25 protein-coding genes and 1 pseudogene are annotated in these 25,368 nt (G+C 68.5%); 10 read left to right on the top strand and 16 right to left on the bottom strand.

Features of this window, described 5'->3' with window-relative positions; all coding sequences use genetic code 11:
• From Q664_RS62960 to Q664_RS62205, 3 genes and pseudogenes are all read right to left on the bottom strand, one after another.
• Nucleotides 1-329: Ig-like domain-containing protein (locus tag Q664_RS62960; protein ID WP_369406336.1), on the bottom strand; the 329-nt coding region annotated here is incomplete at its 3' end.
• A gap of 1,051 nt (nt 330-1,380) precedes the next feature.
• Nucleotides 1,381-2,331: pseudogene (locus Q664_RS62955) on the bottom strand (Kelch repeat-containing protein); the annotation flags it as partial.
• A 1,256-nt stretch (nt 2,332-3,587) separates the two neighbouring features.
• On the bottom strand, nt 3,588-3,710 hold the full coding sequence (locus tag Q664_RS62205; RefSeq protein WP_268811405.1) for a hypothetical protein: 123 nt from the start codon (nt 3,708-3,710) through the stop codon (nt 3,588-3,590).
• A 302-nt stretch (nt 3,711-4,012) separates the two neighbouring features.
• Here Q664_RS62205 and Q664_RS19930 point away from each other — a divergent pair, with 302 nt between their 5' ends.
• Nucleotides 4,013-7,201: a response regulator gene (locus Q664_RS19930; protein ID WP_200883732.1), complete on the top strand. Its 3,189-nt coding sequence runs from the start codon at nt 4,013-4,015 to the stop codon at nt 7,199-7,201.
• Between the two features lie 412 nt (nt 7,202-7,613).
• On the opposite strand, the gene Q664_RS19920 is transcribed toward Q664_RS19930, so the two are convergent.
• Together Q664_RS19920 and Q664_RS19915 are read right to left on the bottom strand one after the other, a co-directional pair.
• The gene (locus Q664_RS19920; RefSeq protein WP_043397799.1) at nt 7,614-8,288 is read right to left on the bottom strand and encodes a DUF4276 family protein; all 675 of its coding nucleotides are present in this window, start codon (nt 8,286-8,288) and stop codon (nt 7,614-7,616) included.
• Nucleotides 8,285-9,421 (bottom strand): AAA family ATPase, encoded by a 1,137-nt coding sequence (locus tag Q664_RS19915; protein WP_043397797.1) that lies wholly within the window; start codon nt 9,419-9,421, stop codon nt 8,285-8,287. The genes Q664_RS19920 and Q664_RS19915 overlap by 4 nt, the downstream gene beginning before the upstream one ends.
• A 281-nt stretch (nt 9,422-9,702) precedes the next feature.
• On the opposite strand from Q664_RS19915, the gene Q664_RS19910 reads away from it, so the two are divergent.
• Nucleotides 9,703-9,990, top strand: a complete 288-nt coding sequence (locus tag Q664_RS19910) for a Kelch repeat-containing protein (protein WP_043397794.1) — start codon at nt 9,703-9,705, stop codon at nt 9,988-9,990.
• 81 nt (nt 9,991-10,071) lie between these two features.
• Here the strand turns inward: Q664_RS19910 and Q664_RS19905 are convergent, their stop codons facing one another.
• The 4 genes from Q664_RS19905 to Q664_RS19890 form a co-directional block, all read right to left on the bottom strand.
• Nucleotides 10,072-10,284 (bottom strand): hypothetical protein, encoded by a 213-nt coding sequence (locus Q664_RS19905; RefSeq protein WP_043397791.1) that lies wholly within the window; start codon nt 10,282-10,284, stop codon nt 10,072-10,074.
• A gap of 44 nt (nt 10,285-10,328) precedes the next feature.
• Nucleotides 10,329-10,829: a hypothetical protein gene (locus Q664_RS19900; protein ID WP_152622218.1), complete on the bottom strand. Its 501-nt coding sequence runs from the start codon at nt 10,827-10,829 to the stop codon at nt 10,329-10,331.
• Nucleotides 10,830-10,909: 80 nt separating this feature from the next.
• Nucleotides 10,910-12,379, bottom strand: a complete 1,470-nt coding sequence (locus Q664_RS19895) for a S8 family serine peptidase (protein ID WP_043397784.1) — start codon at nt 12,377-12,379, stop codon at nt 10,910-10,912.
• A 265-nt stretch (nt 12,380-12,644) separates the two neighbouring features.
• Nucleotides 12,645-13,247, bottom strand: a complete 603-nt coding sequence (locus Q664_RS19890; RefSeq protein WP_043397782.1) for a class I SAM-dependent methyltransferase — start codon at nt 13,245-13,247, stop codon at nt 12,645-12,647.
• A gap of 238 nt (nt 13,248-13,485) precedes the next feature.
• On the opposite strand from Q664_RS19890, the gene Q664_RS19885 reads away from it, so the two are divergent.
• From Q664_RS19885 to Q664_RS19870, 5 genes are all read left to right on the top strand, one after another.
• Nucleotides 13,486-14,376: a hypothetical protein gene (locus Q664_RS19885; protein WP_052518401.1), complete on the top strand. Its 891-nt coding sequence runs from the start codon at nt 13,486-13,488 to the stop codon at nt 14,374-14,376.
• Between the two features lie 48 nt (nt 14,377-14,424).
• Nucleotides 14,425-15,441, top strand: coding sequence for a ferredoxin reductase domain-containing protein (locus Q664_RS19880; RefSeq protein WP_043397779.1), 1,017 nt, complete (start codon nt 14,425-14,427; stop codon nt 15,439-15,441).
• A 94-nt stretch (nt 15,442-15,535) separates the two neighbouring features.
• Nucleotides 15,536-16,150 carry a nuclear transport factor 2 family protein gene (locus tag Q664_RS19875; protein WP_043397775.1) on the top strand — a complete coding sequence of 205 codons (615 nt, stop codon included), beginning with the start codon at nt 15,536-15,538 and terminating at the stop codon, nt 16,148-16,150.
• Between the two features lie 70 nt (nt 16,151-16,220).
• Nucleotides 16,221-16,469, top strand: a complete 249-nt coding sequence (locus Q664_RS57855; RefSeq protein WP_152622217.1) for a hypothetical protein — start codon at nt 16,221-16,223, stop codon at nt 16,467-16,469.
• A gap of 37 nt (nt 16,470-16,506) precedes the next feature.
• Nucleotides 16,507-17,541, top strand: coding sequence for a hypothetical protein (locus Q664_RS19870; protein ID WP_152622216.1), 1,035 nt, complete (start codon nt 16,507-16,509; stop codon nt 17,539-17,541).
• Nucleotides 17,542-17,561: 20 nt separating this feature from the next.
• Here Q664_RS19870 and Q664_RS54950 read toward each other — a convergent pair whose 3' ends face one another.
• The 3 genes from Q664_RS54950 to Q664_RS19855 all read right to left on the bottom strand — a co-directional run bounded on the left by Q664_RS54950 (nt 17,562) and on the right by Q664_RS19855 (nt 20,553).
• Nucleotides 17,562-18,014 carry an RpnC/YadD family protein gene (locus Q664_RS54950; protein WP_235216782.1) on the bottom strand — a complete coding sequence of 151 codons (453 nt, stop codon included), beginning with the start codon at nt 18,012-18,014 and terminating at the stop codon, nt 17,562-17,564.
• 448 nt (nt 18,015-18,462) lie between these two features.
• A complete protein-coding gene (locus Q664_RS19860) occupies nt 18,463-18,990 on the bottom strand; it encodes a hypothetical protein (RefSeq protein WP_043397769.1) in 528 nt (175 codons plus the stop codon).
• A gap of 186 nt (nt 18,991-19,176) precedes the next feature.
• Complete coding sequence (locus tag Q664_RS19855) at nt 19,177-20,553, bottom strand: carotenoid oxygenase family protein (protein ID WP_043397766.1); 1,377 nt, start codon at nt 20,551-20,553, stop codon at nt 19,177-19,179.
• 100 nt (nt 20,554-20,653) lie between these two features.
• On the opposite strand from Q664_RS19855, the gene Q664_RS19850 reads away from it, so the two are divergent.
• Nucleotides 20,654-21,307, top strand: a complete 654-nt coding sequence (locus tag Q664_RS19850; protein WP_043397763.1) for a TetR/AcrR family transcriptional regulator — start codon at nt 20,654-20,656, stop codon at nt 21,305-21,307.
• Between the two features lie 61 nt (nt 21,308-21,368).
• Here the strand turns inward: Q664_RS19850 and Q664_RS19845 are convergent, their stop codons facing one another.
• Nucleotides 21,369-21,776 (bottom strand): hypothetical protein, encoded by a 408-nt coding sequence (locus Q664_RS19845; RefSeq protein ID WP_043397760.1) that lies wholly within the window; start codon nt 21,774-21,776, stop codon nt 21,369-21,371.
• A gap of 10 nt (nt 21,777-21,786) precedes the next feature.
• Complete coding sequence (locus Q664_RS59190) at nt 21,787-22,131, bottom strand: helix-turn-helix transcriptional regulator (RefSeq protein ID WP_052518400.1); 345 nt, start codon at nt 22,129-22,131, stop codon at nt 21,787-21,789.
• A gap of 283 nt (nt 22,132-22,414) precedes the next feature.
• On the opposite strand from Q664_RS59190, the gene Q664_RS19835 reads away from it, so the two are divergent.
• A complete protein-coding gene (locus Q664_RS19835) occupies nt 22,415-23,065 on the top strand; it encodes a cytochrome b/b6 domain-containing protein (protein ID WP_043397757.1) in 651 nt (216 codons plus the stop codon).
• The gene (locus Q664_RS19830; protein WP_043397755.1) at nt 23,058-23,765 is read left to right on the top strand and encodes a molybdopterin-dependent oxidoreductase; all 708 of its coding nucleotides are present in this window, start codon (nt 23,058-23,060) and stop codon (nt 23,763-23,765) included. The genes Q664_RS19835 and Q664_RS19830 overlap by 8 nt, the downstream gene beginning before the upstream one ends.
• Before the next feature lie 16 nt (nt 23,766-23,781).
• Here Q664_RS19830 and Q664_RS19825 read toward each other — a convergent pair whose 3' ends face one another.
• A complete protein-coding gene (locus Q664_RS19825; protein ID WP_043397753.1) occupies nt 23,782-24,198 on the bottom strand; it encodes a hypothetical protein in 417 nt (138 codons plus the stop codon).
• Between the two features lie 12 nt (nt 24,199-24,210).
• The gene (locus Q664_RS19820) at nt 24,211-24,993 is read right to left on the bottom strand and encodes an alpha/beta fold hydrolase (protein ID WP_043397750.1); all 783 of its coding nucleotides are present in this window, start codon (nt 24,991-24,993) and stop codon (nt 24,211-24,213) included.
• Nucleotides 24,994-25,368: the final 375 nt, after the last annotated feature.

The raw sequence follows: 25,368 nt of genomic DNA, 5'->3' as shown, positions 1-25,368 counted from the left end.
CCCGACACCACCGTGTACGTCAGCGTGTCTCCGTCCACCTCCGTGGCTTCCAACACCACGGCCACCGCCGTCTCCTCGGCCGTTGTCACCGAGCCCGTCAGGGCCACCGGGGCATCATCCACGGCGCTCACGGTGATCGTGACAGTGGCCTCGTTGGAGTCCTCCTTCCCGTCGTTCACCTTGAAGATGAAGGAGTCCGGGCCATGGTAGTTGGCCGCGGGCGTGTACGTGCGCGAGGCGCCCGTGCCCGACAGCGTACCGTGCGACGGGCCCGACACCACCGTGTACGTCAGCGTGCTGCCCTCCGCGTCCGACGCCAGCAGCGTCATGTCCACCGGAGTGTCCTCCCGGGCCGCCACCGAGCCCGGTTGCGCCACGGGCGCCGCGTGGTCGGAGACCCGGAGCAGCCCCGCCCCCCGAGATGCCATTCACCGTGGCGAAGAGCTGGTAATGGCCAGGGAGGAGCCCGGGCAAGGTGGTGGTCAACGACGTGTCCGAGAAGCCGCTCAGGGGCAACCGCAGGAGCGTGTTTCCCTCCAGGGGCATGAGGCTCACCACGGGGAAGTTCGCGGGGGTGCTCCGGGTGCCGCCCGTGACACTGATGCCCTCCGAGATGCCGCGCAGCCTCGTCCCCGTCGCGGTCACGGTCGCCAGCGGGGTCACCGAGGTGGCCACGCGCAGGCCGGGGCGCCAGGCGTCGTTCGTTCCCGATTCGTCGAACAGGTTGCTGCCGCTGGGCGTGGCCCAGTTGCCACCCGCGAAGAGCACCTTGCCATTGGGCAGCAGCACCGTCGCGCCCCCCTGCCGGCTGAAGGGCATGGGGCCCACGCTGCTCCACGTCCCCAGCGCCGGGTCATACAGCTCCGCGACGGTCAGTCCCCCCCCGCCTCCCGCGAACAACACCCGGCCCGAGGGCAGCAACACCAACGAGCCCTGGTAGTGCGGGCTCGCCGTCGAGCCGGTGGCGCTCCACGTGCCCGTCACCGGGTCATACAACTCGGCGGTGACGACGCTCCCGGGGCCACCCGCCGTCAGCACCTTGCCATTGAGCAGCAGCGCCAGCTGGTGGGACGAACGGGCCGTCACCATCGAGCCGGTGGCGCTCCACGTCTCCGTGGCCGGGTCGTACAGTTCCGCCGACGTCAGCGGGCCCAGTCCTCCCGCGACGAGCACCTTGCCCGTGGGCAGCAGGATGGCCGCGTGATCACTCCGGCCCACCCTCATGGTCCCCGTCGTGTAACGCCAGGTGTCCGTGTCCGGGTCGTACAGCTCGGACCTGTTGCCCATGCCGCTGGTCACGCCGCCCGCGACGAGCACCTTGCCGTCGGGCAGCAGCGTGGCCGTATGGGTCCCATGGGGCTGGAGTGTCGGCGCCACGGTCTTCCACGTCCCCGTGACGGGATCGAACACCTCCACCACCTTCGTCCCCGTGCCCGTGGTGGAGTCCCAGCCGCCCACCACCAGGACCTTTCCCGAGCGCAGCACCGTCACCGAGTTGTCGTAGCGGGACACCGACATGGGGCCGGCCGCGGACCAGGCGTTGGTGCCCGGATCATACAGTTCGGCAGAGACCAGGCTGCCGCCCGCGCTGTAACCGCCCGGCAGCAGCACCTTGCCATTGGGCAGCAGCACCCCCTTCGCATCCAACCGCTTCGTCGCCGGAGAGGGCGAGGCGCCCCAGGTGGACTCGCCCGGGTCATACAGCAGGCTTTCCTTGCCGCCACCCGCGGTGAGCAGCACCTTGCCCGTGGGCAGCATCACCGCCACGTGGTTGGCGAAGCCTATCGGGAGCGTAGACGCCAGGGTCCATCCGTTGGTGGCCGGGTCATACAGCTCCGAGGCCGTGCCGGTGGCACTGCCACCCACGCCCCCCACCACCAGCACCTTGCCCGAGGGCAACAGCGTCGCCGTGTGGAGGGAGCGCGCCATCCTCGGATAGGTGCTCGACGACAGGCCCGTGGCCGGGTCGTACACCCTCGAGCTCAGGTCGCTCACCAGCAGCACCTTGCCCGAGGGCAACAGCGTCGCCGTGTGAGACGGGAGGTAGGGCAGCCTGCCCGGCTGCCGCCAGGTCCCCGTGTCCGGGTTGTAGAGCATCACCGGACCGGAGGAAGCGCTGTCGTTCACGTAGCCACCCACCACCAGCACCTCGCCCGAGGGCAGCAGCGTCGCCGTGTGGCCATACTGGTTCGAGGGCATGGAAGCGGTGGGCGTCCAGGTTCCCGTGGCCGGATCGTACAGCGACGCCTCGTTGTGCCCGGTGCTGGCGGTGCTGTTGTAACCACCCGCCATCAGCACCTTGCCGTTGCGCAGCAGCGTCAGCGAGTGCATGCGGCGGGGTCCGGGCAGGGCCCCCGTGGTGCTCCACGTCCCCGTCACGGGATCGTACAGCTCCGCGGTCGAGTTGCTGACGGTGCTGTCGCCGCCCGTCACCAGCACCTTGCCGGTGGGCAGCAGGAGCGTGACGGGGTTGTAGCGGACGGCGGCCATCGAGCCCGTCCCGCTCCAGGTGCCGGACACCGGATCGTAAACCTCGCAGGAAGCGTAGGGGCCACCGGGGCCACCGTAACCACCGCCGGCCGCCAGGACCTTGCCCGAGGGCAGCAGCGAGATGCCCGCGTTGTAGCGGAAGGACGACAGGCTGCCCGTGGAGGAGAAGCCGGGGTCCACCACCACCGGACCGGCCAGGCCCTCCAGGTCCACCGTCATCTCCACGGACAGCGTCCCGCCCACCGCGTAGCGCACCGGAGCACCGGCAACGGGCGAGGCCTCGGCCACCGCGCCCCGCAGGCGCACCCGGCCTTGCCGGCTCGAGCCCGCCGCATCCCGCGCCACCGAGTAGTGCAGGCGCAGCACCGGCACCCCGTGCCCATCCACCAGCTCCAGGTAGTCGCCCACGTCACGCGCGGCCGTCACCCCGGGCGGAAGCGTCAGCTCGTAGAGCGTGCGGTGCGCGCCCCCACCCTCGGGCAGGACGAGCAGCTCCTCCACGCGCGGCGTCTTCCACTCGCCGCTCTCCGCGGCCAGGCCGCCCGGGGCCATCCAGAAGTGTCCATCTCCGTAGAAGGCCGCGCCCCGCGAGGAGCGCAGCGCCGCGTCTCCACTCCCCGTCTGCCGCACCGTGAAGGTGAGGCCCCGGGTGGTGAGCACCATCTCCCCGCTCAGGCGGGACGGCATCCGCACGTGCAGCAGCGCTTCCGGAGGAACGTGTGACAGGTCCACCGGCGTGCCGGTGAGGATCTCCGGGAAGTACGCCTGGGCGAGAGCGAGCTGGCTCGCCTCCCCCGGAGCGGCACGCAGTTGCGCGATGGCGGCGGAGGGAGACGCCTCACCGGAGCGCGGCGCCAGGCGGCTCTCCTGGGCGCGGGCCGCCTCCACCCAGTGGGTGGCGGGCGATGGAGGCGCCTCATCGCAGGAGAAAAGGAGGGCGAGGGATGAGACGAGGAGCCAGCAGTGTCGGGCCGAGAACATTCGGCCGGGAAGGTGTCACCAACGTCTGACGCGGCTCAAGCCCCCCCCCCCCGAGAAGACAGATGCGGACACGTACTGGCGGTAGGGTGCGGCCCACACCGCGCCTCGCTCCCCCCTCAGTTCGCGGTGTTGGCGGACTTGAAATCCGCGCACGCGATGATCTTCCGCGCTCCGTACTCGCCCACGCAGGCGCGGAACAGGAGGGTCCTGCCTTCCGCGAAGTTGTCATTGCGGTCCACGGTCTTTCCCGCGCCCAGGTGGTTCCAGCAGGTGGACGTCGTCGCACCGTGAGATGAGCGGGGGACGGCGAGGACCCCGGCCTGTCCGGCCCTTCGCCCCCAGGCGGCCCTCTACCCGATGGATGAGACGAGACCTTGGGACCGAACCCCAGACGTTGGGGGAGGCGGCAGGGGTCCGCCCCTCTGTTAGCAGCCCGCCAGACGGCGGCATGTCTTTGTTCAATCTGCATTTCAGGGTGGTGGGAACCCATCTCCGTGGCTAAGTGGAGAGCACATCCCTTGACATGTGGAGAGCGTATCCCTTGACGTCGAAGGATCAGCAGCAGGAACCCTACGGCGACATCTTCGTCGGCGACGGCGAGATGGCCAGGCTGATGCGGGCTCACGACTGGGCCTCCACTTCCCTGGGCGCGCCGGAGAGCTGGCCGAACGCGCTGAAGGTGGCCCTTCGGCTGCTGCTCACCTCGCGGTTCGAGATGTGGCTGGGCTGGGGCCCCGACATCCACTTCTTCTACAACGACGCCTACCGGCCGACGCTGGGGGTCAAACACCCGAAGTCGCTCGGGATGCCGACCCGGATCCTCTGGGCTGAAATCTGGGACGACGTCAGGGGCCGCCTGCAGACCGTCTACGAGCGGGGAGAGGCGACCTGGGACCGGGCCCTGCTGCTGCTCCTGCACCGCCACGGCTATCCCGAGGAGACCTATCACACGTTCTCCTATAGTCCGCTGCTCGGCGACAGCGGCAAGGTGGAAGGGGTGTTCTGCGCCGTCTCGGAGGAGACGGACCGGGTGATCAGCGAGCGCCGCCTGGCGTCGCTCCGCGAACTGGCGTCCCGGCTCGCTCCGGCCTCGAGCCGGGCCGAGGTGATCGATGCCGTCCGGGAGGGGCTCGGCGGCAATCTGCACGATCTGCCCTTCAGCCTGACCTATCTGTTCGACGAGGAGGGCCAGGGGCATCTGGCCTGCGCGACGGGGATACAGCCCGGCCACGGCTGTGCGCCCGCGACCCTGGCCCTGAGCGGAGACATCTGGGACCTGGGCTCCATCTGGGCCGGCGAGGCCCACGTGACGGTGGACCTCCGCGGCCGCGAGGCCCTGCCGACGGGCGCCTGGGACAAGCCGCCGACCACCGCCGCGATGGTTCCGCTGATCGGCCAGGGCGGGGAGCGTCCGCGAGGCGCGATGATCGTCGGGCTGAACCCCTACCGCCCGGTGGACGAGAGCTATGTGCCGTTCCTGAAGCTCCTGGTGGGGCAGGTGGCGTCCAGCATGGCCAGCGCCGAGGCGCACGAAGCCGCGCGCCAGCGGGCCGCGGCGCTGGCGGAGGCCGTGGAAATGCGCCAGAAGGCGGCCGAGGTCTTGCGCCAGGCCAATGAGCAACTGACCTCCGAGGTCGAGCTGCGCACCCAGGAGCGCGACCGCTTCCGCACGCTGTTCCAACAGGCGCCCAGCTTCATGTGCATCCTGTCCGGCCCGGACCACGTATTCGAGCTCGTCAACGACGCCTACCGGCAGCTGGTCGGCCATCGAGACCTGCTCGGCCTTCCGGCGCGCGAGGCCCTGCCGGAGATCGCCGGCCAGGGCTTCTTCGAGCTGCTGGACGGGGTCTATACCCAGGGCGAGGCCTTCGTGGGCCGCAACATGCCGGTGGTGCTCCAGCGCACGCGCGGTGGTGCGCTGGAGGAGCGTTTCGTCCACCTCGTCTATCAGCCGATCATGGAGCCGGACGGCGAGGTGTCCGGCATCTTCGTCGACGGCTACGACGTCACGCACCAGAAGCGCGCCGAAGAGCAACTGCAGCACCTGAACGAGACGCTCGAGCAGCGGGTCGCGGCGCGCACGGACGAGCTGGCGGACGCGCTCGAGCGCCTGCGGCGGGAGACGGCCGAACGGCAGTCGATGGAGGCGGCGCTCCGCCAGGCCCAGAAGATCGAGGCCCTCGGCAAGCTCACGGGGGGCGTCGCCCACGATTTCAACAACCTCCTGCAGGTGATCAGCGGAAACCTGCAACTGCTGTCGAGGGACATCGCCGGCAACGCGCGGGCCGAGACCCGCGTGCAGAACGCCCTGGCCGGGGTGGCGCGAGGCTCGAAGCTGGCCTCGCAGCTCCTGGCCTTCGGCCGCCGTCAGCCGCTGGAGCCCAAGGTGGTGAACCTGGGCCGCCTGCTGAAGAACATGGATGATCTGCTGCGGCGGGCGCTGGGCGAGGACATCGAGATCGAGACCGTGATCTCCGGCGGGCTGTGGAACACCCTGGTCGACCCGAACCAGATTGAAAACGCCCTCCTCAACCTGGCGATCAACGCCCGGGACGCCATGCAGAACGGGGGCCGGCTGACGATCGAGGCGGGCAACGCCCAGTTGGACGACGAGTACGCACGCCAGCACGAGGAGGTGAAGCCCGGTCAATACGTGATGATCGCCGTCACCGACACCGGCGCGGGTATCCCGGCGGACATCCTGGAGCGCGTGTTCGAGCCCTTCTTCAGCACCAAGCCGGAAGGAAAGGGGACGGGTCTGGGGCTGTCGATGGTGCATGGACTGGTCAAGCAGTCCGGCGGCCATATCAAGATCTACAGCGAGGTCGGCGAGGGCACGACCATCAAGCTGTACCTGCCGCGCGCCGCCCAGAGCGAGGACGTCATCACCGACATCAGCAAGGCGCCGGTGCGTGGCGGGACCGAGACCATCCTGGTGGTCGAAGATGACGACGACGTACGGGAGACCGCGGTCGGCCTGCTCTCCGAACTCGGCTACCGGGTGCTCAAGGCCCGCGATGCGACCAGTGCCCTGAGCGTCATCGAGAGCGGGATCCCCATCGACCTCCTGTTCACGGACGTGGTGATGCCCGGCCCGCTGCGCAGCCCGGAACTTGCCCGCAAGGCCAAGGAGCGCCTCCCTCACCTCGGGGTGCTGTTCACTTCGGGCTACACGGAGAACGCCATCGTCCACCACGGGCGGCTGGACCCGGGCGTGGAGCTGCTCTCCAAGCCCTACACGCGCGAGGCCCTGGCCCGGAAGGTGCGGCACGTGCTGGGCAACGAGGCACAGCATCGGCTGGTCAAGCAGCAGCGGACCGAGGCTTCCGCCCCGCTCCCGGCCCCGCTCCCGGTGGCGGAGGACGTGCCACGCCGCCTCACGATCGTGCTGGTCGAGGACGACGAGCTCATCCGTGCGAACACGGCCGAGCACCTGGTGGAGCAGGGTCACGCGGTGGTGGAGGCCCAGGACGCCGAGAGCGCGCTCGCCGCGCTTTCCACATGCCAGGCGGACGTGCTCCTGACCGACGTGGGGTTGCCGGGGCGCTCGGGCGCGGAGCTCGCGCGCGAGGCGGTCGCCCGCTGGCCACACCTGAAGGTGATCTTCGCCAGTGGCGATGACGCGGGATCCGCGGAATCGGGCCTGTCGGACGCCGTGGTCCTGCTGAAGCCCTACACGCCCAAGGACCTGGCGGCGGCCCTGGCCCGGTATTCTCTGCTTCCACCATGACCCAACTCAGGATTCCGGAGAGTGATGAACCGGCAGCCCCCACCGAGCGCAGTGATGTTCGAAGGGCTCGCCGATGGTCCACCCTACTGGGCTCGGTCGTCCAGCACGTCGGAGAGGGTGGTGGCATTCAGGGCGCGATCGAACCCGCATTCCAGGGTGACCATGTCCGTGCAGGTAAGGATGCGCTGTCGGGCCGCCTCATCGACGTGCACGCCGCGCGCGGTGAGAACCCGCACAACGGCCCCGCTCAGCCCCTCTTGCCGCCCTCACGCACCAGCCGGACCGCATCGGCCCTGAACTCCGGGGTGAAACTCCGCCTCTTCCTTCGCTCCATGAACACTACCTCCCGTGTAGCCGACTTATTATGAGGTGTGTCCACAAAACCGGGGCAGGCTCACCGGTGGACAGTCCCTCAAAGTCCCTCAAGCTTCGCCACCCAGGCATCGAAGCGGGGACACGCTGCCCGGAGGCTCGCAAGCCCAGTCGATTCGACTACAAGCGGTCCATGCAGCGTCTTCCTGTAGCTCGGAATCCTGGTCAGGAGCCGCTTGGAGGGTGCGGTATCAGGGCCATCATTCACGTCTTCAGGTGGATGACCCGCGATGTCGGAGCGAAGCTGCTCAAGCCCCTGCAAATCCTCCTCTGCATCCAGAAGCCCGGCCAACGCGCCAAGGCCGGCCAGCACCAACGCCTCGAACTCGTGCCGTTGAACATAGGGAATAAAGCGATAGTCACCGAACTGCTTGGACATCACCGCCTCCAGTTCGGACGCTCGCTGATGAGTATCAACGATCTTGGAGAGCGCTTCGAGCTGGGGAAAGTCATTGGGTAGCCCATAGAGGTCTATCAGCGTGGTGAATGCCACGTCGGGGCCAGGGTTCTCGCCCATGACACGCCTCAGGTCCTTGAACCAGTTCCGCCAAGCCCCCCCGCCCTTGTTGAGCTTGGCGCCAGTGAGCTCGTCACGGAGGGTCGTCACGATGAGTGTGTATGTGAAGATGGAGCGCGCCTGCAGGTGCGGGCCGAGGACCCTCTTCACGAACCCTTCCTCGGTCGACCCTTCCACCACGACGATGAGGCGCTTCATGGGCGCCCCCCGAGGACGTTCTTGTCGTAGAGTTCGGACATGCTGTAGTCCTCGAGCCAGCCCGCGAGCTGGTCGGGGTCGAGTCGCCGGAAGGTGGTGGCCCCCTGGGCTCGCTCCGTGACGACCACATCCTGAGGCTCGAACAGGTCGAGCAGCGCGGGCGACTGGGTCGCTAGCAGAATCTGCGCGTGGGTGCTGGTGGAGCGGACAAGACTGGCGAGGATGTCGAGCGCGGCGGGATGAAGTCCGAGCTCTGGCTCATCGATACTGAGGAACGCGGGGAGTGACTCCACGGGCTGACCGAGCGCGGTGAACAGCGCGATGCAGCGCAGCGTTCCGTCAGAGAGATGGTGCGGGCCAAAGAGCTGGTCCCGCTCATCCACCCAGTCCAGCCGCACGCTCGAGGTCTCCGGATGCGCCGGATCGACCAGGGTCGGCTGGAGGCTCTTGATGAAGGGGGCCACACGCCTGACGAGCTGGCTGATGCGACGCCATGCCGCCTGCCTGGCGGGTTCTTCACTTATCGCGAGGGACCGCAGGTAGGCGGCCAAGTTGCTTCCGTCGGAGCGTAGGAAGCGCACGTCTTCCTGGCGGGAATTCTGGCGCAGCGGAGCGGCGAAGGAAGTGTCATGGAAATGAAAGAAGTTCGTCTTTGACAGCCACCACCTCACGACCTTCGCAGTCGGGTTGCCCTGCTCGCCCGCCGCTTCTTCCAGCATGGACTCCTTGTGCCCCGCTCCCAGCGACGTGACCTTGAACACGGCGCTGCCGGCAGCTCGATACTCCACGGTCTCGTCCAGGTATAGCAGCGTGTCGCCAGCCCCATACCCCAGGCGTGCGCCATAGGCATTCGCGCCCGTCTTCTGCTCGAACTCCAGCCGGATGTTCAGCTCTTTCGTCACCTTGGGACCGTAGTGCAGGAGCGCGGAAGCACCACCAGCCTCACCGACATACCGGCGGAGTGACTGCGTCCGCATCAGTGCAACCATCCGCAGGAAGGAGAGCAGGTTCGACTTGCCCGCCCCGTTGGCACCGATGAGCACCGTCACACGACCAGGCTTCAGCTCGACATTCTGGAGAGACCTGTAACCTTCGACCTGGATGCGCGTGATGGCTCTGTTCTCAGGGGGCATACGTCGCTCTCCTCCGGGCAGGACACGCGGCAAGGTATCCGGCTCCCCCCCATTACTACAAGGAACGCCCTGCCCCAGCCCCTCATGAGGCGCAAGCCCGCGAAGGGGTTAGAGGAGGCAGTTCCATGTCCGCCTCCACTCCGACCCGGTGAGTGCGCGGTTTCCTCTCTTCGATGGGAACCGCGAGACATGGCCCAACCCGGAATACCGCACGCAGATCGCCAGCTCGTTCTGGAGTGCCTGGAGCAGGTTCTGCGCACCCGACCGATCTTCTACTGGCTGTGGAGCTGTACGACCCGTACGCCAATCAGTGGTCCCTGGGGCCGCCCCTGCCCTTCACCGACACCCTCTTCTTCTCCGCGACGCTGCTCTACTCGGGAGAGGTCCTGGTGACGAACGACGGCGGCCAGGCGGCGCTGTATGACCCCTCGACGAACACGTGGAACACCACCCCGAGCATAACCGTGGGCCGCGCCGAGCCCTCGGCCACGCTGCTCCACACGGGAGAAGTGCTGCTCGTGGGAGGTAGCAGCAGCAGCCCCCGCGCGGTGGAGCGCTTCACGCGCTGAGTGGACTCCTGGCGGAGCGGGCCGCGCGTCCGCTCCGCCCACTCCGGGTGAGCGAGCGGACCGTCCACGTTGCCCGTCGCATCAGGCTTTGACGAACTCCTCCAGGCGCTTGCGATCGAGCGTCTGGTTCAAGAACGAGAAGCCATCGCCGTCATTGGAGAGCGAGAGGTCGCTCTGGCAGCGTTCCCTCGCATCGAGGTGCTGGCCCTGGCCGGTGAGCCTGTTCCGCTCCTCCGTCAGCTCGGCCAACCTGCGTTGCCGCCACGCCTCGAACTCAGCACGGACGCCGCTCATCCCTGGAACTCCTTCGGGGAGTCTTTCATCCAGCGCGTGGCGGTTCACCTGCCCGGCGGAGGCGCCGGGCGGGGGACTGTCTGGACGCTCTCCACCTCCGGAAGTTGCCGGAAGGCCGTGGCGATGCGCTCCGTGTCCAGTCCCGGTGGCAGCCGCAGCCGGAAGTACAGGTTCAGGTCCGGCAGGGGCTGGCCGGTGTTCTGCTGGCCCTCGGCCCGCATCGCGTCCAGCGTCTCCTCGGACACCTCCTGCGAGCGTGTCCACTGCCCTCCCGCCACCTGCCGCAGCAACTCCCGCGCTTGTGCGTGGGTGAGCAGCCCCTGGCCCTCGACGTCCGTGGGCACGCCATTGCGCAGCCGGATGGGCTGGCCCTCGCGGAATTTGATCTCCAGTGTGTCCGGCTCGGCGCGCGGAGCCTCCACCACCGGCGCCGGGCGTGGCTCGGCTCCCGCATCCGCCGGCACCCGGCCTGGCGCCGTGCACCCCACGGCCAACATCAGCCACACTCCCCACCCACGCCACGGCCGGCTCGTTGCTTCGTACATGCCTGTCTTTCCTCCAGGGAAATGCAAAGGGGGGCCGCCCCACACGGGCAGCCCCCCAGGCGCGATGGCCCTGCTCCAGCCTACAGGCCGGTGAGCGCCCGCCGGAGGTCCGGCAGGGGGCCGATGTTCTTGGTGCCCGTCTGCGCGGTGCCGTAGGTGCGCAGGCGGGTCTTGACCGAGGCCGGCGTCATGTAGGTGCCGTACAGGGTCTTGTAACGGCCCTGGAGGCTGGCCACCGAGCCGGCGACGACGGGCGTGGCGCTCGAGGTGCCGTTGAACCCGCTGGCGAAGTAACGGTTGACGCCCTCGGCGCTGTAGAGGGTGCCGTAGCCGGTCGTCACCACGCCATCGCCCCAGCCCTGCATGTCCACCGTCGAGCCGTAGGTGGAGAAGTCATGGGCGGAACGGGCCGCGGTGCCGTAGGCGGGCGACTTGCCAGCCCCCACGATGATGGCGCCCGAGTCGTTCTGCGCCAGGAAGGGGTAGTGCCCGTTGTTGCCCGTGCTGAACATGGGATCGTCCAGGTTCTGGCTGCCGTTGCCCGCCGCCTCGACGACGATCTTGTTGGCGGCCACCGCCGTGCGGATGGCGTCGTACCACGGCTTGTACCACTCCACCGGCACGTACTTGCCGCTGATGGGGCCGCTCATCTGCTGCTCGATGACGATGATGTCGCCGGCGGAGATGTTGGCCGCGCAGGTGGTGACGGCCGCGCCCACGTTGTAGCCGGACGCGGTGTTGGCCGCCGCGAACAGCTTCTGCGCGGCGTAGGCGATGCCCGTCACGCCCTCGCTGTTGGCCGTCGCGCCGTAGACGCCGAGCACCGCGGTGCCGTGGTTGTTGTTGTTGAAGGGATCCACCGGGGCGCTGCCCACCAGCGTCACCACGCCCAGGTCCACGTGCGAGGCGTTGTAGCTGTACTCGACGTCGCAGATCTTCACCCCGGTGCCGCGCGCCCCCGCGAGGGTGCCGGCATAGCGCCCGTCCACGCCCGTGGGCGCCGCGTCCTGGTACTTCTGGTAGGAGCCGGAGCTCACCGAGTAGTAGTCAGGCGCCACGGGGGACGGCGCCGGGCGGGGCACGCGGTAGACGGCCTCCACCTCCGGGAGCTTCCGGAAGGACTCGGCGATGCGGTCCACATCCATCCCCGGGGGCAGCCGCAGCTGGTAGTACAGGTTCAGGTCCGGCAGCGCCTCGCGGGTGCGCAGCTCGCCCTCGGAGCGCAGCTCCTCCAGCGCCTCCTCGGCCACCTCGTGCGAGCGAGACCACTTCCCGCCCGCCACCTGCCTCAGCATCTCGTGCGCCTGTGCGTGGCGCAGCCCCCGGCCCCCGAGGTCCGTCGGCAGGCCGTTGCGCAGGCGGATGTACTGGTTCTCGTGGAACTTGATCTCCAGCAGGTCCGGCTCCACCCAGAGTTCGCCGCCCACCGCGCGGACCTGCTCCTCACCGGCCACCCGCGCGGACTCCGGGGCCGCCGCCAGCGCCCCCCCGCTCCCCACCAGCCCGAGGGCGACCACCCATGAACTCACTGCCCGGCTCTTCGTCTTCATGCGCATGCTTCCTTTCACCTGGGTTACACTTAAAACAGGCTAATCGAGCTTTGCATGTTCAACAAGGACATTGAGTGAAAGCGGAGGTAGGCTCATTCTCACGGAGCCAGCTCCGATTGGGCGTGAGGTTCCACCATCAGCGCACCCGCGATGACGTTCAGTTCGTTCCCTCCGAGGGAACGAATGACGCGGCTCGCTGAAAGGCCATCCGGAAACACGCTGACGGATGGAGCCACCGCGAGCGGGACGGCCTCGGCCCTGGAGCTCACGGTATGGCGGCTCGGGCCGGCCGCCGCCGGAGGAGCACGACCAGCCAGCGTTCGTCCGGCACCTGGGGTTTGCGGCTGGGCTCCACCCCCATCCAGACCACCTCCAGGCCGCCGGCCTCGGCCACGAGCGTCTCCGCGGCCCGTTCATCGAGATCGGTGAATCGCCGCCCCTCCACCTCACGCTCGCCCGCGCCGTACTTGAAGGACAGGTGCCAGACACCACCCGGCACCAGCGCATCCCTCAGCCGCCGCATGACCGGCGGCAGCTCCGCCCGAGCCACATGAAGGAGGCACGCCGAAGCCCAGATGCCCTCGAACGCCTCGCGCCAGGCCACCTCCTGGAAGGTCCTCACCTCCACGGGCAGCCCGGTGTACTCCCGCGCCAGAGCCGCCAGCCGTGGGGACGCGTCGAAGGCCGTCACCTGGAAGCCCAGCGCGTGGAAGGCGCGTGCATCGCGTCCGGAGCCGCAACCCGCGTCGAGCACCCGCGCCCCGGGGCTCAACAGCTTCGTGAAGCGCTCGCGCGGCTCGGACATGTCGATGCCGACCGTGGTGCGAAAGTACTCCTCCGCGTTGCGCTCATAGAACTCGCTCGTCATCGCTCCGAGCCTCCCGTGACTGGTGACAACAGTCATCAATGGTGACTGCGCTCTCCAGGGGGTGCCGGTGTCGGCAGTCATCACCGAGGCCTTCCCGCGAGGCCCCCTCCGCGTAAACCCGCGGAATCCCGTTCGTCTCCGGGCCCAGCCGCCCTGGCACGGGCGCTGCAATAACGCCTTCTCGTCAAGGCGTAACCCTCTCGCGGCAACAAGCCCCCAACCTTCCTGGAGACACCCCATGCGTATCGGCAAGAGCTTCCCGAAGATCTCGACCCCCGACTTCAAGGCCCCCAGCAGCAAGCCCACGTTCTCGCCCCGCCCGGACATCAACGGCAACCTCCCGGGCAAGAAGCCGGACCTCAAGCCCGATACCAGGCCCACGTTCTCGCCCCGCCCGGACATCAACGGCAAGCTCCCGGACAGCAAGGTGCCGGACTTCAAGCTCGACGGGTTCAAGCCCTCGAGCGCGCTGGACAAGCTCAAGCCGAACGGCTTCGGCGGCCTGGACAATGCGTTCGGCAGCCTCGGCAACAAGCTCGGCGGCATCGGCAACGGTCTCGGCAATGGTCTGTCGGCCGTGGGTGACGTCGTCGGAGGCGTGGCGAACGGTGCGGCCGGGCTCGTCGGCGCGGGCCTCCAGGCGGCCACCATCCCGGCCAGCGCCCTGGGCTTGATGGACCCGTCCACGCTGCTCGGTGGCCAGAACCCGTACGCCGCCGGTGGTCAGCCGATGGACCCGTACGCCATGGGCGCTGGCCCGGCGATGGATCCGTACGCGATGGGCGCTGGCCCGGCGATCGACCCGTACGCCATGGGAGCGGGCCCGGTGATGGACCCGTCCCTCGCCAGTGGCCTGCCCCCGCAGCTGGGCGCCCTGAGCCAGCCCGTTCCTCAGCAGCTGGGCACCCTGCCCCAGTCCGCTCCCCAGCAGTCGGACCTGGGGAACCTCCTCAACTCGGTGGCCAACGCGGTCAGCGTCGCGACCCAGGCCCTCGACACCGTGAAGTCGCTCGTGGGCGAGGGCTCGGCGGCCGGGACGCTGAAGAAGGTCGCCACCGAGGTCGCTCCCCAGCTGGCGCAGACCCTCGCGCCCCGCATCGGGCTCGCGGGCGCCGACTCCCAGCAGTAGGCCGCTTCCGCGTACCCCGCCGACACGACTCCGAACCCTGGTGCTCCCATGACCATCCGCTTCCGGCCGCCCCGATTGAACATCCCCCAGCCGACGAGCCTCCGGCCTGGCTCCACTCCGGGCACTGCTCCGGCGAGCCCCAGCCCCATCAAGAGCCCGCGGGGTGGGCTCCAGAACCAGCGGGCCCCGTGGAGCACCGATGGCTTCGACGGCCAGGTCCGGAACCCGGCGTCCTCCCGTCGTCCGGAGCTGGCGGGAACCCTGGCGGAGCAGCGGGTCCCCGTGGAGCAGGCCATGGGTCCGGCCCTCGCGTCGGGAAAGCACAGCACCACCGCCGCCCAGGTGCTCGACCTGAAGGCGCCCCTCTCGCACCCCGACGCGCCCCAGTTCCAGAAGGCCTTCACCGCGCTCGGCATGAGCGAGGCGAAGACCGCCGAGGTCTGGAGCGACATCCTCCACGGCGTGAACCGCCAGGAGCAGATCCGCGCCGACGTGAAGGCGAACCGGCTCACGCCCTCGAGCCTGGACAAGCCCCGGCCGGACACCTCCAACCCGCACTACGAGAAGGTCGCTCACGAGCTGGGGCCGCACCTGCGCATCGAGCAGGGTCAGGGACCGCTGGCGCTCTGGTCCGGCGGCTATGACGTGAGCAAGCACGCCCAGCTCAAGGGCTACTCCACGCTGGAGAGCACCCCGGCGGGCCGGGCGCTCTCGGGGCTGGAGATCTACAAGGACCCCAAGGCCGTCACGCCGATGTGGAACCACCTCTCCGAGGAGTTCGTGAGGCAGAACCCGCGGGGGCCGGCACACGCCCTCATGCGGACGCATGATCCGAAGAGCGTGCTCTATCGCCAGGAGCTCCAGACCCTCGCGCCCGATCGCCCCGTGGTCTTCCATCCGCTCGTGGGGGACAAGCTGGGAGATCTCCAGGCCGTCCGGCCGGACAAGACGCTCGGCCCCGACTCGGCGTTCACCAGCGAGGCGGAAGCCCGCAAGGCGCTCAAGGATCATCTCTCCCAAACGGGGAGCGAGAGCTTCGCGGCGCAGTCCATGAAGCTCCTCTGATTGTCATCTCCTCGCACGGCCTCCACACCGCGGTGTTGACGGCTTCATGCACGGTCCAGTAGTCACCGCCGCCCACCACACGAAGGGGGCATTCATGAAGCGTACGATTCTGGTGTGCATCACGGCCGTCGCGATCTCTGGTTCCGCTGCATGGGCTCAGGACAAGGCGAAGAAGCCCGCGGAGCAGAAGCCCGCCGCCGCGTCCGAGCAGGCGCCCGGGATGGACATGAAGGCGATGGGCCCGGGGGCTCGCAAGCCCACCAACGAGAAGCAGACGAAGAAGGAGGTCCAGGAGTTCTTCAAGCAGCAGGAGGAGCTCGAGAAGAAGGGCGACTTCGAGGCGTCGCTCGCGACGTACGACTTCCCCATCTACATGGTGACCGATGATCTGAAGGGCGTGCCCGAGTCCGGGGAGTACACCCGCGAGGCGTATGCCGCGATGATGAAGCCCATGTTCGAGGGCATGCCCAAGGACCTGAAGGTGACCCACAAGCCCACCATCACCGTCCTCTCGGACTCGCTGGTGAGTGTCGTCGACGACTTCACGATGACCCAGGGCAAGCAGAAGGTCACCGGCCGCAACACCTCGCTGCTCGTGAAGCGGGACGGCCAGTGGAAGTGGAAGACGATGGTCGAGGCCGGCTGGGGCGGGATGCCTCCCGAGGGCGCCAGTGGCGGTGCCCAGACGCCTCCCGAGGGCAAGAAGTAGCAACGCTCGGAGGGTGAGGGCTCGCCCGGCGGCATGGGGCCCTCGCCCTCGGTGGATTCAGCCCCGCTCGATGCGGCGTCAACGCGCCCGTCATCTTCCTCGACGAGGCGGCTTCCTCTATGCCACGCGCGAAGCGGGCCGCACCTGGGAGCGCATCGGCCCCGAGCACAACATCCAACCGGAGCCGCGCAACCTCTTCTTCCAGACGCTCGCGGCCTCGGCTCGTCTCGAAGACATGTCTGACATGGAGGGAAGCCTACTCCAGGGCCCCCATGCGATTCCTGGGATGGCGGCCGGACCGGACCCTCTTTCAGGGTAGAGCCCGAATTCCTCGGGTCCACAGCCTCGAAGGTCCCATGAACTCCAGAGTCGCGATGTCGCTGATGGCCTCCCTCGCCCTGTTCGGATGCGGGAGCGACGAAGTGAGGGAAGCATCGGAGCCGGGCGCACCGGGCACGCTCTCGCAGGCGGTGGCGGTGAACACCAACGCGGGCTTCCTGGTGGTCTACAACGTGAACTACGAGAACCTGCCGACCGCCAGCGAGCAGTGCGCGGGAGACTGGCAGGACCTCATCTATTACATGAAGACCCAGGCGTACTCGCCGGATGTCTTCATCGTCCACCAGATGAGCGGCGCCGCGCAGGCCGCCGAGCTCGCGAAGTACATGCAGGACAACCTGCCCGGCCTGTATGACTACGTCATCGCCGAGTCGAACCCGGAGGCGATGAACAGCCCCTGCGGCCCGGCGAAGGACTACCAGACGAACGCGATCATCTATCGCACGGGCCGGCTGCAACCCATCGCGGGGACCAAGGCGACGTGGCAGGTGTACAAGGGCGCGAACGGCGCGTGCGTGCCCAACCACCAGGCGCGCACCATCAGCGTGCGGATGGCCTTCACGGACCTCATTACCAACAAGAAGGTCGTCCTGGGCTCGTCCCACTGGCCCACGGCGCAGGAGGGCCCGAGTTCGGACAGCGGGTGCGCCGAGAAGAACATCCAGCTCACGGACACGAAGATGCGGGAGATCAGCGGCGCCAACCTGCTCATCTGGGGCGTCGACTCCAACGAGGGTGACTACGCCAACGGCGGCTACAAGGACTGGTACAAGCAGGCGAACTCCCAGGTTCCCAGCACCACCGACTACAAGTGGAACGACCCGGTCTACGAGGCTTGCGCGGGAGGCCGTGGCTGCCTCGAGGACAACTGGACGGGTGGAGCGGGAGGCCGCATCGACTACCTCTTCTTCAACGCGGCGGCGACCTCATCGCAAGGCAAGACGATCCCCTACAACGATGGAGATGCCGCCGACTTGCAGTTCACCGGCTCGGACCGGGAGGACCTGAACTACTCCGGCCACCGCGCCATCAGCGCGCGGATTCACTACTGACGGCGATCGGACGGGCGCGTCTACTGAGCGCGCTCGTCCAGCACGTCGGAGAGGGTGGTGGCGTTCAGGGCCCGGTCGAACCAGCGGTCCAGGGTGGCCATGTCCGTGCAGGTGAGGATGCGCTGGCGAACCGCATCATCGACGGGCACGCCACGCGCGGTGAGGATCCGCAGGATGCCTACGCTCAATCCGTGCTGCAAACCCTGCTCCCGGCCCTCCTGTCGACCCCTGACCAGACCCTTCTGGACTCCCCGCTCGATCATGTCCTCGGCCCAGGTTCCCATCAACTCCTCCGTGCGCTGCTCATCCAGCACCGAATGTAACACCTGCCTCGCCGCTGCGTGGACAGCCGCATCCTTCCCCACCCACAGCAGGTAACGGATGACCACCACCAGCTGCTCGGCGCCCTCGGGGGCCGCCTGCACCTGCGCGAAGAGTGCCACCCAGTCCGGCAGCTTCCGGGCCAGCAACACGTACAACAGCAGCAGCTAACCCGTGCGCAGTCGAGCCGTGAAGAGCAGGTCGCTCTCGGTCTCTCGCAATTCGGGGTCCACCACGCTGACAGGATCTCGCCGCAGGGACGTCCAGTCACCTCCGAGACGACATGCGCGGGCAGCACGGCGCGCAGTTCAGCGGCAGCCCGCTCGGGGTGGCCGAAGGTGTAGCGGGCGAAGAGGTCATGCGGTCCAGACATGGCCAGCCGCGCTCAAGCATGCGGCGGGCCAGGGACGCACCACCTCCGGCAAGGTGTCCTCCAGAGGCCCTACCAATCCTCCGGCACCTTCTGCGGCTCTTCACGCCGAAGCCCTCGGGCATAGCTACTGTCCACCCCCTTCATGATGCCGCTGGGGGTGGCGCCGAGTGGGTAGGCTCGCTTCCGCCAGCACCTACTCCAACATGGACAGAAACCATGTCCAGGGCTTAGTTCTTGACGATATTCAAACGGGCGTAATTGCCGTACTCGGCAGCGTAGCCCTCGATGATGATCAACAACTTCACGCCCTTGACGAGGCCCGAGAGGGTGATCTTCGACTGGAGGCCACTTCCGTAATCGTCGTTGCAGCCCATGACCGACGAAGTGCTGCTGAAGTGGCGGATCTGGAGGACGGTATCGAAGTTCGAGCCGCCGGTGCTGAAGCTGTAGGAGCCCGTCTCAGGCACCGTCCACACCCAGGCGATGTCGCGCGACGACCCACCGTTACAACTGACCGACCACTGATTGGAGGCCGAGCTGATATAGGCATAGGTCGCGACGGGGGAGCCGATCCGAGTGCCCAGGTCCCCTACGAGGGTCTGCGCATGCACCGTTCCGGGGCTCGCGATTTCGGACGCGCCTGGATCGGTGGTTTCAGACGACTCGGGCTTCATGTCTTCCGGGGCAGGGCCGCACCCGGCAGAAAGGGTGATTCCGAGGAGAAACAAGCACGCGCGGCTGAGTTGAGTCTTCACGAGTGTTTCCTTTGGGCGAGGGACGTGAACTGGTGGTCGGGTTGTCCGTCCAGTTCGTAAAGGAATCTCGTGCCGGGTCCGCACAGCGACCAGCCGACCTGCAGGGCAGGTTTCTGTGCTCTACCAGTTATTCATGAATAACGAGAACGAGCAGGACTCGATGCTTTGTTTGCATCCAAAGCATTCTCAGCTCGCGGCGGCGAAGCCACCGTGGAACGTGACAGGGATGGGGTGGTCGAAGTGCACGGTCGCCACCGGACCGTCCTCCAGGTGCTGTCCGTCCAGGACGGCGACGTAGGAGTGGTCGCTCTTCGTGTCGTAGACGAGATCGAGCACGAAGACATCATCCTCCGCCTCGCCGCGCGGCACGAGCACGGGCTCGCTCGGCACATGTCCGTCCGGCACGGCCCACTCCGCGCCCTTCCCGCCGTCGAGCGCGATGCGCGTGATCCCCGGGTACTTCTGGCCCCCGCTCCGGCGCTCGGTCTGCGCGAACAGGGTGCCATAACGCCCCCCGTGCACCCGCGGGTGCAGCTGCGGGAACTCGCAGGGGACGTCGAAGAGCTTCGTCTCACGCGCCTTCCCCGTCTTCAGGTCCAGGTGCAGGCGCGTCAGCAGCGGAGGCGGCCCCTTGTCCTCCAGCTCGCCGATGTCATCGAGCGTGAACTCCGGGTAGCGGCACAGGTCGACGCACGGACCGCCCTCGTCCTCGAAGGCATTCGCGAAATGCCAGGTCCAGAAGGCATCGAGCTCGAAGGTCCGTGGCGCCTGGAGGTCGTTCAGCGGGACGACGATGAGCCGTGCTCCGAGCTCGGGCTTCCACTGGAAGAGCTTCGTGAAGTCCGCGAGGCCCAGCATCGCGCGCAGGAGGTTGAGCTTCACCGGCCCCAGGAAGAGGATGAGGTGACGGTCGGTCGCCATGAAGTCGTGCACCATGCCCTGCCAGGGCGCCTCCACCGTGCCGAGCTTCGAGGGAGTTCCCTCATCCGGCAGCGCGTAGAGGTCGATGAGCATCTTCGGGCCGTAGCGCACGCCGAAGTTGAAGGTCGTCCGCAGCGAGGCCACCCGGTGCGGGTGCGCGGAGAAGGCTCCCGTCACCACGCCCAGGTTCGTGGCCTCGAGCGTGTCCAGCGTGTCCGGGTTCATCTCCTGCAACAGTCCGCCCTCCATCAGCGCGAAGAGCCGGTCCTGCCACACGAAGGTCGAGGTGTTCCCCGTCGTCTTCGCCGTGCCGCTGCGCGCGGCGCGCATGCGATCCAGCCACGAGGCCGCCGAGTTGAAGAGGAACCGCCCCGCCGCCTCCTCCGCGCGATAGCCGGCGCTCTCGACGATGCGGCACGCCCCCTGCGCGCCACGGCCATCGAAGCGCACCGCGGTGACCGCTCCATCCGCCTCGAACGCGTGCGAGAGGCTCGCGCCGAAGCGCTCGAAGAGGCCCGGCCCGGCCCGGAAGAGCGTGCCCCGGAGCGACTCCGGAAGCCGGCCCTCGACCCGCAGCGGCTCGAAGCCGTGGGGCCGGGACAGGGACCGCAACAGGGGACTCACGGCGTTCTGGCTGCCCATCGGCTGCTCCTCGAAAAGGTGGACCCGCGACTGGACAGAAAGTAAGTGAGTCTTACTTACTTTGCAACGGACTTCGTTTCCAGTCCAATCCGGTGACCGTATGACCCGAAAGACGCCCACGCGCCCCTACCACCATGGGGACCTCAAGCGCGCCCTGCTGGAGGCGAGCATCGAGCTCATCCGAGAGGAAGGCGTGGACGCGCTCACCGTGGCCGAGGTGGGCCGCCGCGTCGGCGTGTCCTCCGCCGCTCCCTACAAGCACTTCGCGGACCGCCAGGCCCTGTTGCGCGCGCTCGCCGAGGAGGGCAACCGGCAGATGAGCGAGGCGCTCGTCGCGGCGGCACGGGGGAGCACCGACCCGCTGGAGGCGTTCCGGCTCTCGGGCGTGGCCTACATCCGCTGGGCGGCGGAGAACCCGGCCCTCTACCGCATCGCGACGGACCCCGCGTACACCGACTACACGTCGACGGAGCATGACGTCGATGCCCCCGAGGCCCTCAAGGGCTCCCTGGAGACGTTCTGGCCGGAGCTGGCCGCCCTGGTGCGCTCGGGCGCGGCCATTCCCGGCTCCCATCCGCTGGTGCAGCAACTGCGTGGACGAGCCCTGGCCCAGGGCGTGGCCAGCCTCTTCGTCAGCGGCGTCTTCGCCTCGCTCGGCATCACCACCGCGGACGCGGAGCGGCTTGCCCGGGCGGTGACGGGGGAGGACGTCCCGGCCACGTCTCGCCGGAGCCATCCCACGCGCGCCCGCTGACACCTCGACGTGACGTCCGTGTTGTACATGAGCCCGGGACACCACCGTCGTGGTGCCGGCCTCAAGTCGCCGCGGGGTGGCAGGAGACCGCCAGCGGCAGTCCGAGCACGGCGAGCTCCGCCAGCTCCTCGGGGGCGAGCACGAAGTCGCACCGCCGCTCGTAGGCGACGACCAGGTAGAGCGAGACCTCCGAGGCCCCCAGGCTCCGCAGCTCCGGCAGCCGGGCCTTCAACGCGCGCAGGGGCTCCAGGGCGGAGGCGCCCGGCTCCAGGTCCTCGTCGAGCAGCACCAGCATGGCGCTCCCGTACGGCAGGGCCTTCCCCGCGTAGCGTCCCGAGGGAGCCACCTCGCCGGGCTCGTTCGCGTCCACCAGCAACAGCCCCGTGCGCTCCTGGGCGAGCGATGGAGAGAAGGCTGCTCCCTGGAGGAGACAGTAGAGGAAACGCCGTGCCGGGAGCTGCTGGCTCATGAGGCCCCTCTCACTCCACGTCCACCCGGAGCGCCAGACGCCGGGCCCGCCCCGTGCGCGAGTGGGAGCGCGAACGCCGGGACGCGGGCTGCCGGGAACGGCTCCCACCGGAGGACGGCTTCGCCACCGGTTGCCGCTCCTCCCCACACTCGGGGCCGAGCAGCTCATCCACCGAGCTCTCCAGCACCCGGTACATGCGCCGCAGCGTCGAGGCGCTCGGCACGATGCTCGAGCTCTCGCGCTCGAAACGGCCGTAGGCGTGCTCGGGCATGCCGATGCGCTGGGCCATGTCCGCCTGGGAGAGCTCCACCAACTGCCTCACGGTGCGGAGGGTGTTCCGAAGGGGTTCGGCCAATCGTTTGCGGACCTCGGGAGGCACATGACCTGGCATGGTGGCAGCAACCCTATCTACCAGCGACGTCAAGTCAACCCCATATCCTATTTTGGCGGTCACTTGTTTCATTCCCGCCGCCTCAAGTAGGGTCGCGCGCGTTGTCGGTTGCGAGACGAAGCCACGCCCCCTGGCGTCCGGAACCATGCGCCTGCCCCGGAGGGCTCCTGCGCAACGGTGGCGCGCGTGCTCCGCTTCCGGGCGCGGCGGGTTTCTCGGGCCCGCCACTCTCCGGGGGAAACGCACCATGCCGCATGCCCCACGTCCGCAGCCCGGGCCCGTCCGCCTCGCGCATTGGGTCAACGTGCCGCTGCTCGCCATCCTGGCCATGAGCGGTCTACAGATTCTCGCCGCCTACCCCATGATGGGTCCCCAGGGCGCGCCCTACGGCGTGTACCCCTTCCAGGGAACACCGCCTCCCGGGTGGACCCGGCTCGGCGAGTGGCTCGCGGGCGCGCGGCACTGGCACTTCGCCTTCGGCTGGTTCTTCGTTCTCAATGGCCTCTGCTACGTCGCCTGGCTGGTGGGCAGCGGCGAGTGGCGGCGGCGCCTCTTCCTCCCCCGCCGCGACGCGCGCGATGCGCTGCACACGGCCGCGTACTACCTCCGGCTGCGCAAGGAGCCCCCACGGCAGGAGCCCTACAACGGCCTGCAGCGCTTCGCGTACACGGGCGTGCTGGTGCTGGCCCTCGTCGAGGTGCTCTCCGGGCTCGTCCTCTACAAGCCCGTGCAGTTGCGCGCACTCACCGCCCTCTTCGGCGGCTATGACCCGGCGCGGCTGGTGCACCTCGGGGTGCTCGCGCTGCTGGCGCTCTTCACCGTGGGGCACGTGGTGATGGTGGCGCTCCACCCGCGCACGCTGGGCGAGATGGTGACGGGAGGCCGGCGCCATGAGTGACCCCCGCGGCGGACGGCTCCTCACCCGGCGCACGTGGCTGCTCGGCACGGCGGCGGTGGCCCTGGGCGCGTGCGACAGCAGCCGGCCCCGCCAGGGCTTCCTCGGGGCCATGGAGCGCTTCAACCAACGCTTCCAGTCGGCGCTCTTCGACCCGGAGCGGCTCGCACCCGAGGAGCCCGCGGAGGCCCTCACCCGGCCTGGCGCCTTCCCGCAGTACTTCATCTCGGACCGGGTGCCGCTGGCGCCGGCCGGCTGGGCGCTCCAGGTGGGCGGGCTGGTGGCGCGGCCGGGCGTGCTCTCGCTGGACGACCTGCGGCTGATGCCGCGCACGGACTACCGCATCCGCCACCACTGCGTGGAGGGCTGGAGCGCGGTGGCCTCGTGGCACGGCGTGCGGGTGAGTGAGCTGGCGAAGCTCGTGGGCGCGGATCCTCGGGCCCGCTTCGTGGAGTTCCGCTCCTTCGACGCGGGCTACTACTCCTCCTGGGATGGGCCGAGCGCCTTCCACCCCCAGACGATCCTCGCCTACGGGATGAATGGCGCGCCGCTGCCTCCCGAGCACGGCGCACCGCTGCGCCTCTATTCGGGGGTGAAGCTCGGCTACAAGATGGTGAAGTACCTCACCGCGGTGAACTTCCTCCCAGAGCCCACGGGCGGGTACTGGGAGGATCGCGGCTACGAGTGGTTCGCCGGGGTGTGACGCACCGGCGGCAGACTCAAATCGCCTTCTTGCCGGACACCGGGGCGGACCCACCCGAGGCCCGGTCCGCCAACAGCGCCCGCAGGGCCTCGTCGCGCGAGCGGTAGACGTTCACCGCCGCGCCGTTGATGACACCGCTGGTGCTGACGAACATCTTCGTCATCTCGTCGCCGCCGAAGCGGAAGGAGCGCAGCGTGTAGCGGGAGAGCACCTCGGAGCGCTCGCGCCCGAAGACGCGGCCCGCCGTGTACTTCACCACCAGCCCATCCAGGTTGATGAGCAGGTCCACCTTCGACGGGTACTTCGACAGGTGGCCCTCCACCTCGGTGCGCCAGCGCGCCACGTCCAACGAGTTGTTGAGGATGCAGTCCTGGAACGTCGCCGTCACGACGTCGTGCACCTCGTCGTAGTCGAAGGTCATCTTCCAGGCCATGGGAAGAGCCTCCTATGCACGCAGGCCGGTGAGGAAGGACGTGAGCAGTGCGGTCGTCTCGGCGGGCCGCTCCACCTGCGGGTAGTGCCCCGGCCCGGGCAGGTACACCAGGCGCGCGTTCTTGATGGGGCCCACCACCGCCTGGCGCAGGAAGGCCGGCGGCAGGAACGGATCATCCGTGGCCAGCACCAACGTGGGCGCGGTGATGGAGGCCAGCTTCGCCTCGAAGCCACCGCCCGTCCACGCATCGAAGCTGCCCTCGATGGAGCCCCTGGCCACCCCGCCCGCGACATCCAGCAGCCGCTCCAGCGCCGCCGGCGACAGCTGCTTGCACGCCAGGCCGAGGATGGTCTTCTGCTTCTCCCGGTCATTGGCCGAGGTGCGGAACAGCCCGGCGGCGTCCGGCGGCAGCTGCATGCCCGAGGCGGGCACCGTGTTGAGCAGCACCACGCCCTCCACGCGCGCGGGCTCCTGCGCCGCCACCCACTGGGCCAGCTGGCCGCCCATGCTGTGGCCCACCACCGTGAAGCGCTCGAGTCCCGCGTGGTCCGCCACGGCCAGCACGTCGCGCGCGTGCTGCTCGAGCGTGTACCCGCCCGCGGGCGCCCCGGAGTCACCCGAGCCCCTCAGGTCCGGAATCACCAGCCGCAGCCCCGTGGTGTCCATCAGATCCACGAGCTCGTTGAACACCGCACCCGACATCATCCATCCGTGGACGAGCAGCACGTTGCGCGGGCCGTCTCCGACGACGCGGTAGTGGATGGACGTCTGATCGCTGGAAGCAACAGTGGGCATGGAAGGCTCTCCGTTCAAAGGGGGGTATCCGCGGTGGGGGGCCCGCGGTGAAGGACAGCGAAAGGGCGCGGATGCTACGCCAACTCTCCGACACGACTGTAGCCTGTCTCCCCGGGGACGGAAAAGCGCTGCGTCCCACGTCTCATGACACCGTGCGACATGGTGCGGTAGGCACACCGGGGATTGGAATGACATGCGGTGGTGACACGCCCAGGGCGGATTCATGCGCCAACTGGAGCGTGCCTCCTAGCGGACGGACACGCGGGAGCGGAGGTGAGTCGCGAACACCCCGGATTGACTCCCAGGAGTAGAAGGTGCTGGAAGGTAGGACAGACGGGTAGGCGCGGGCCCGCCTCCTCGGCATTCCCCCCATCG

Source organism: Archangium violaceum Cb vi76 (assembly GCF_000733295.1).
GTDB classification, from domain to species: domain Bacteria; phylum Myxococcota; class Myxococcia; order Myxococcales; family Myxococcaceae; genus Archangium; species Archangium violaceum.
The sequence above is the reverse complement of the archived record's forward strand: the minus strand, read 5'-3'. Positions and strand labels throughout refer to the sequence as shown.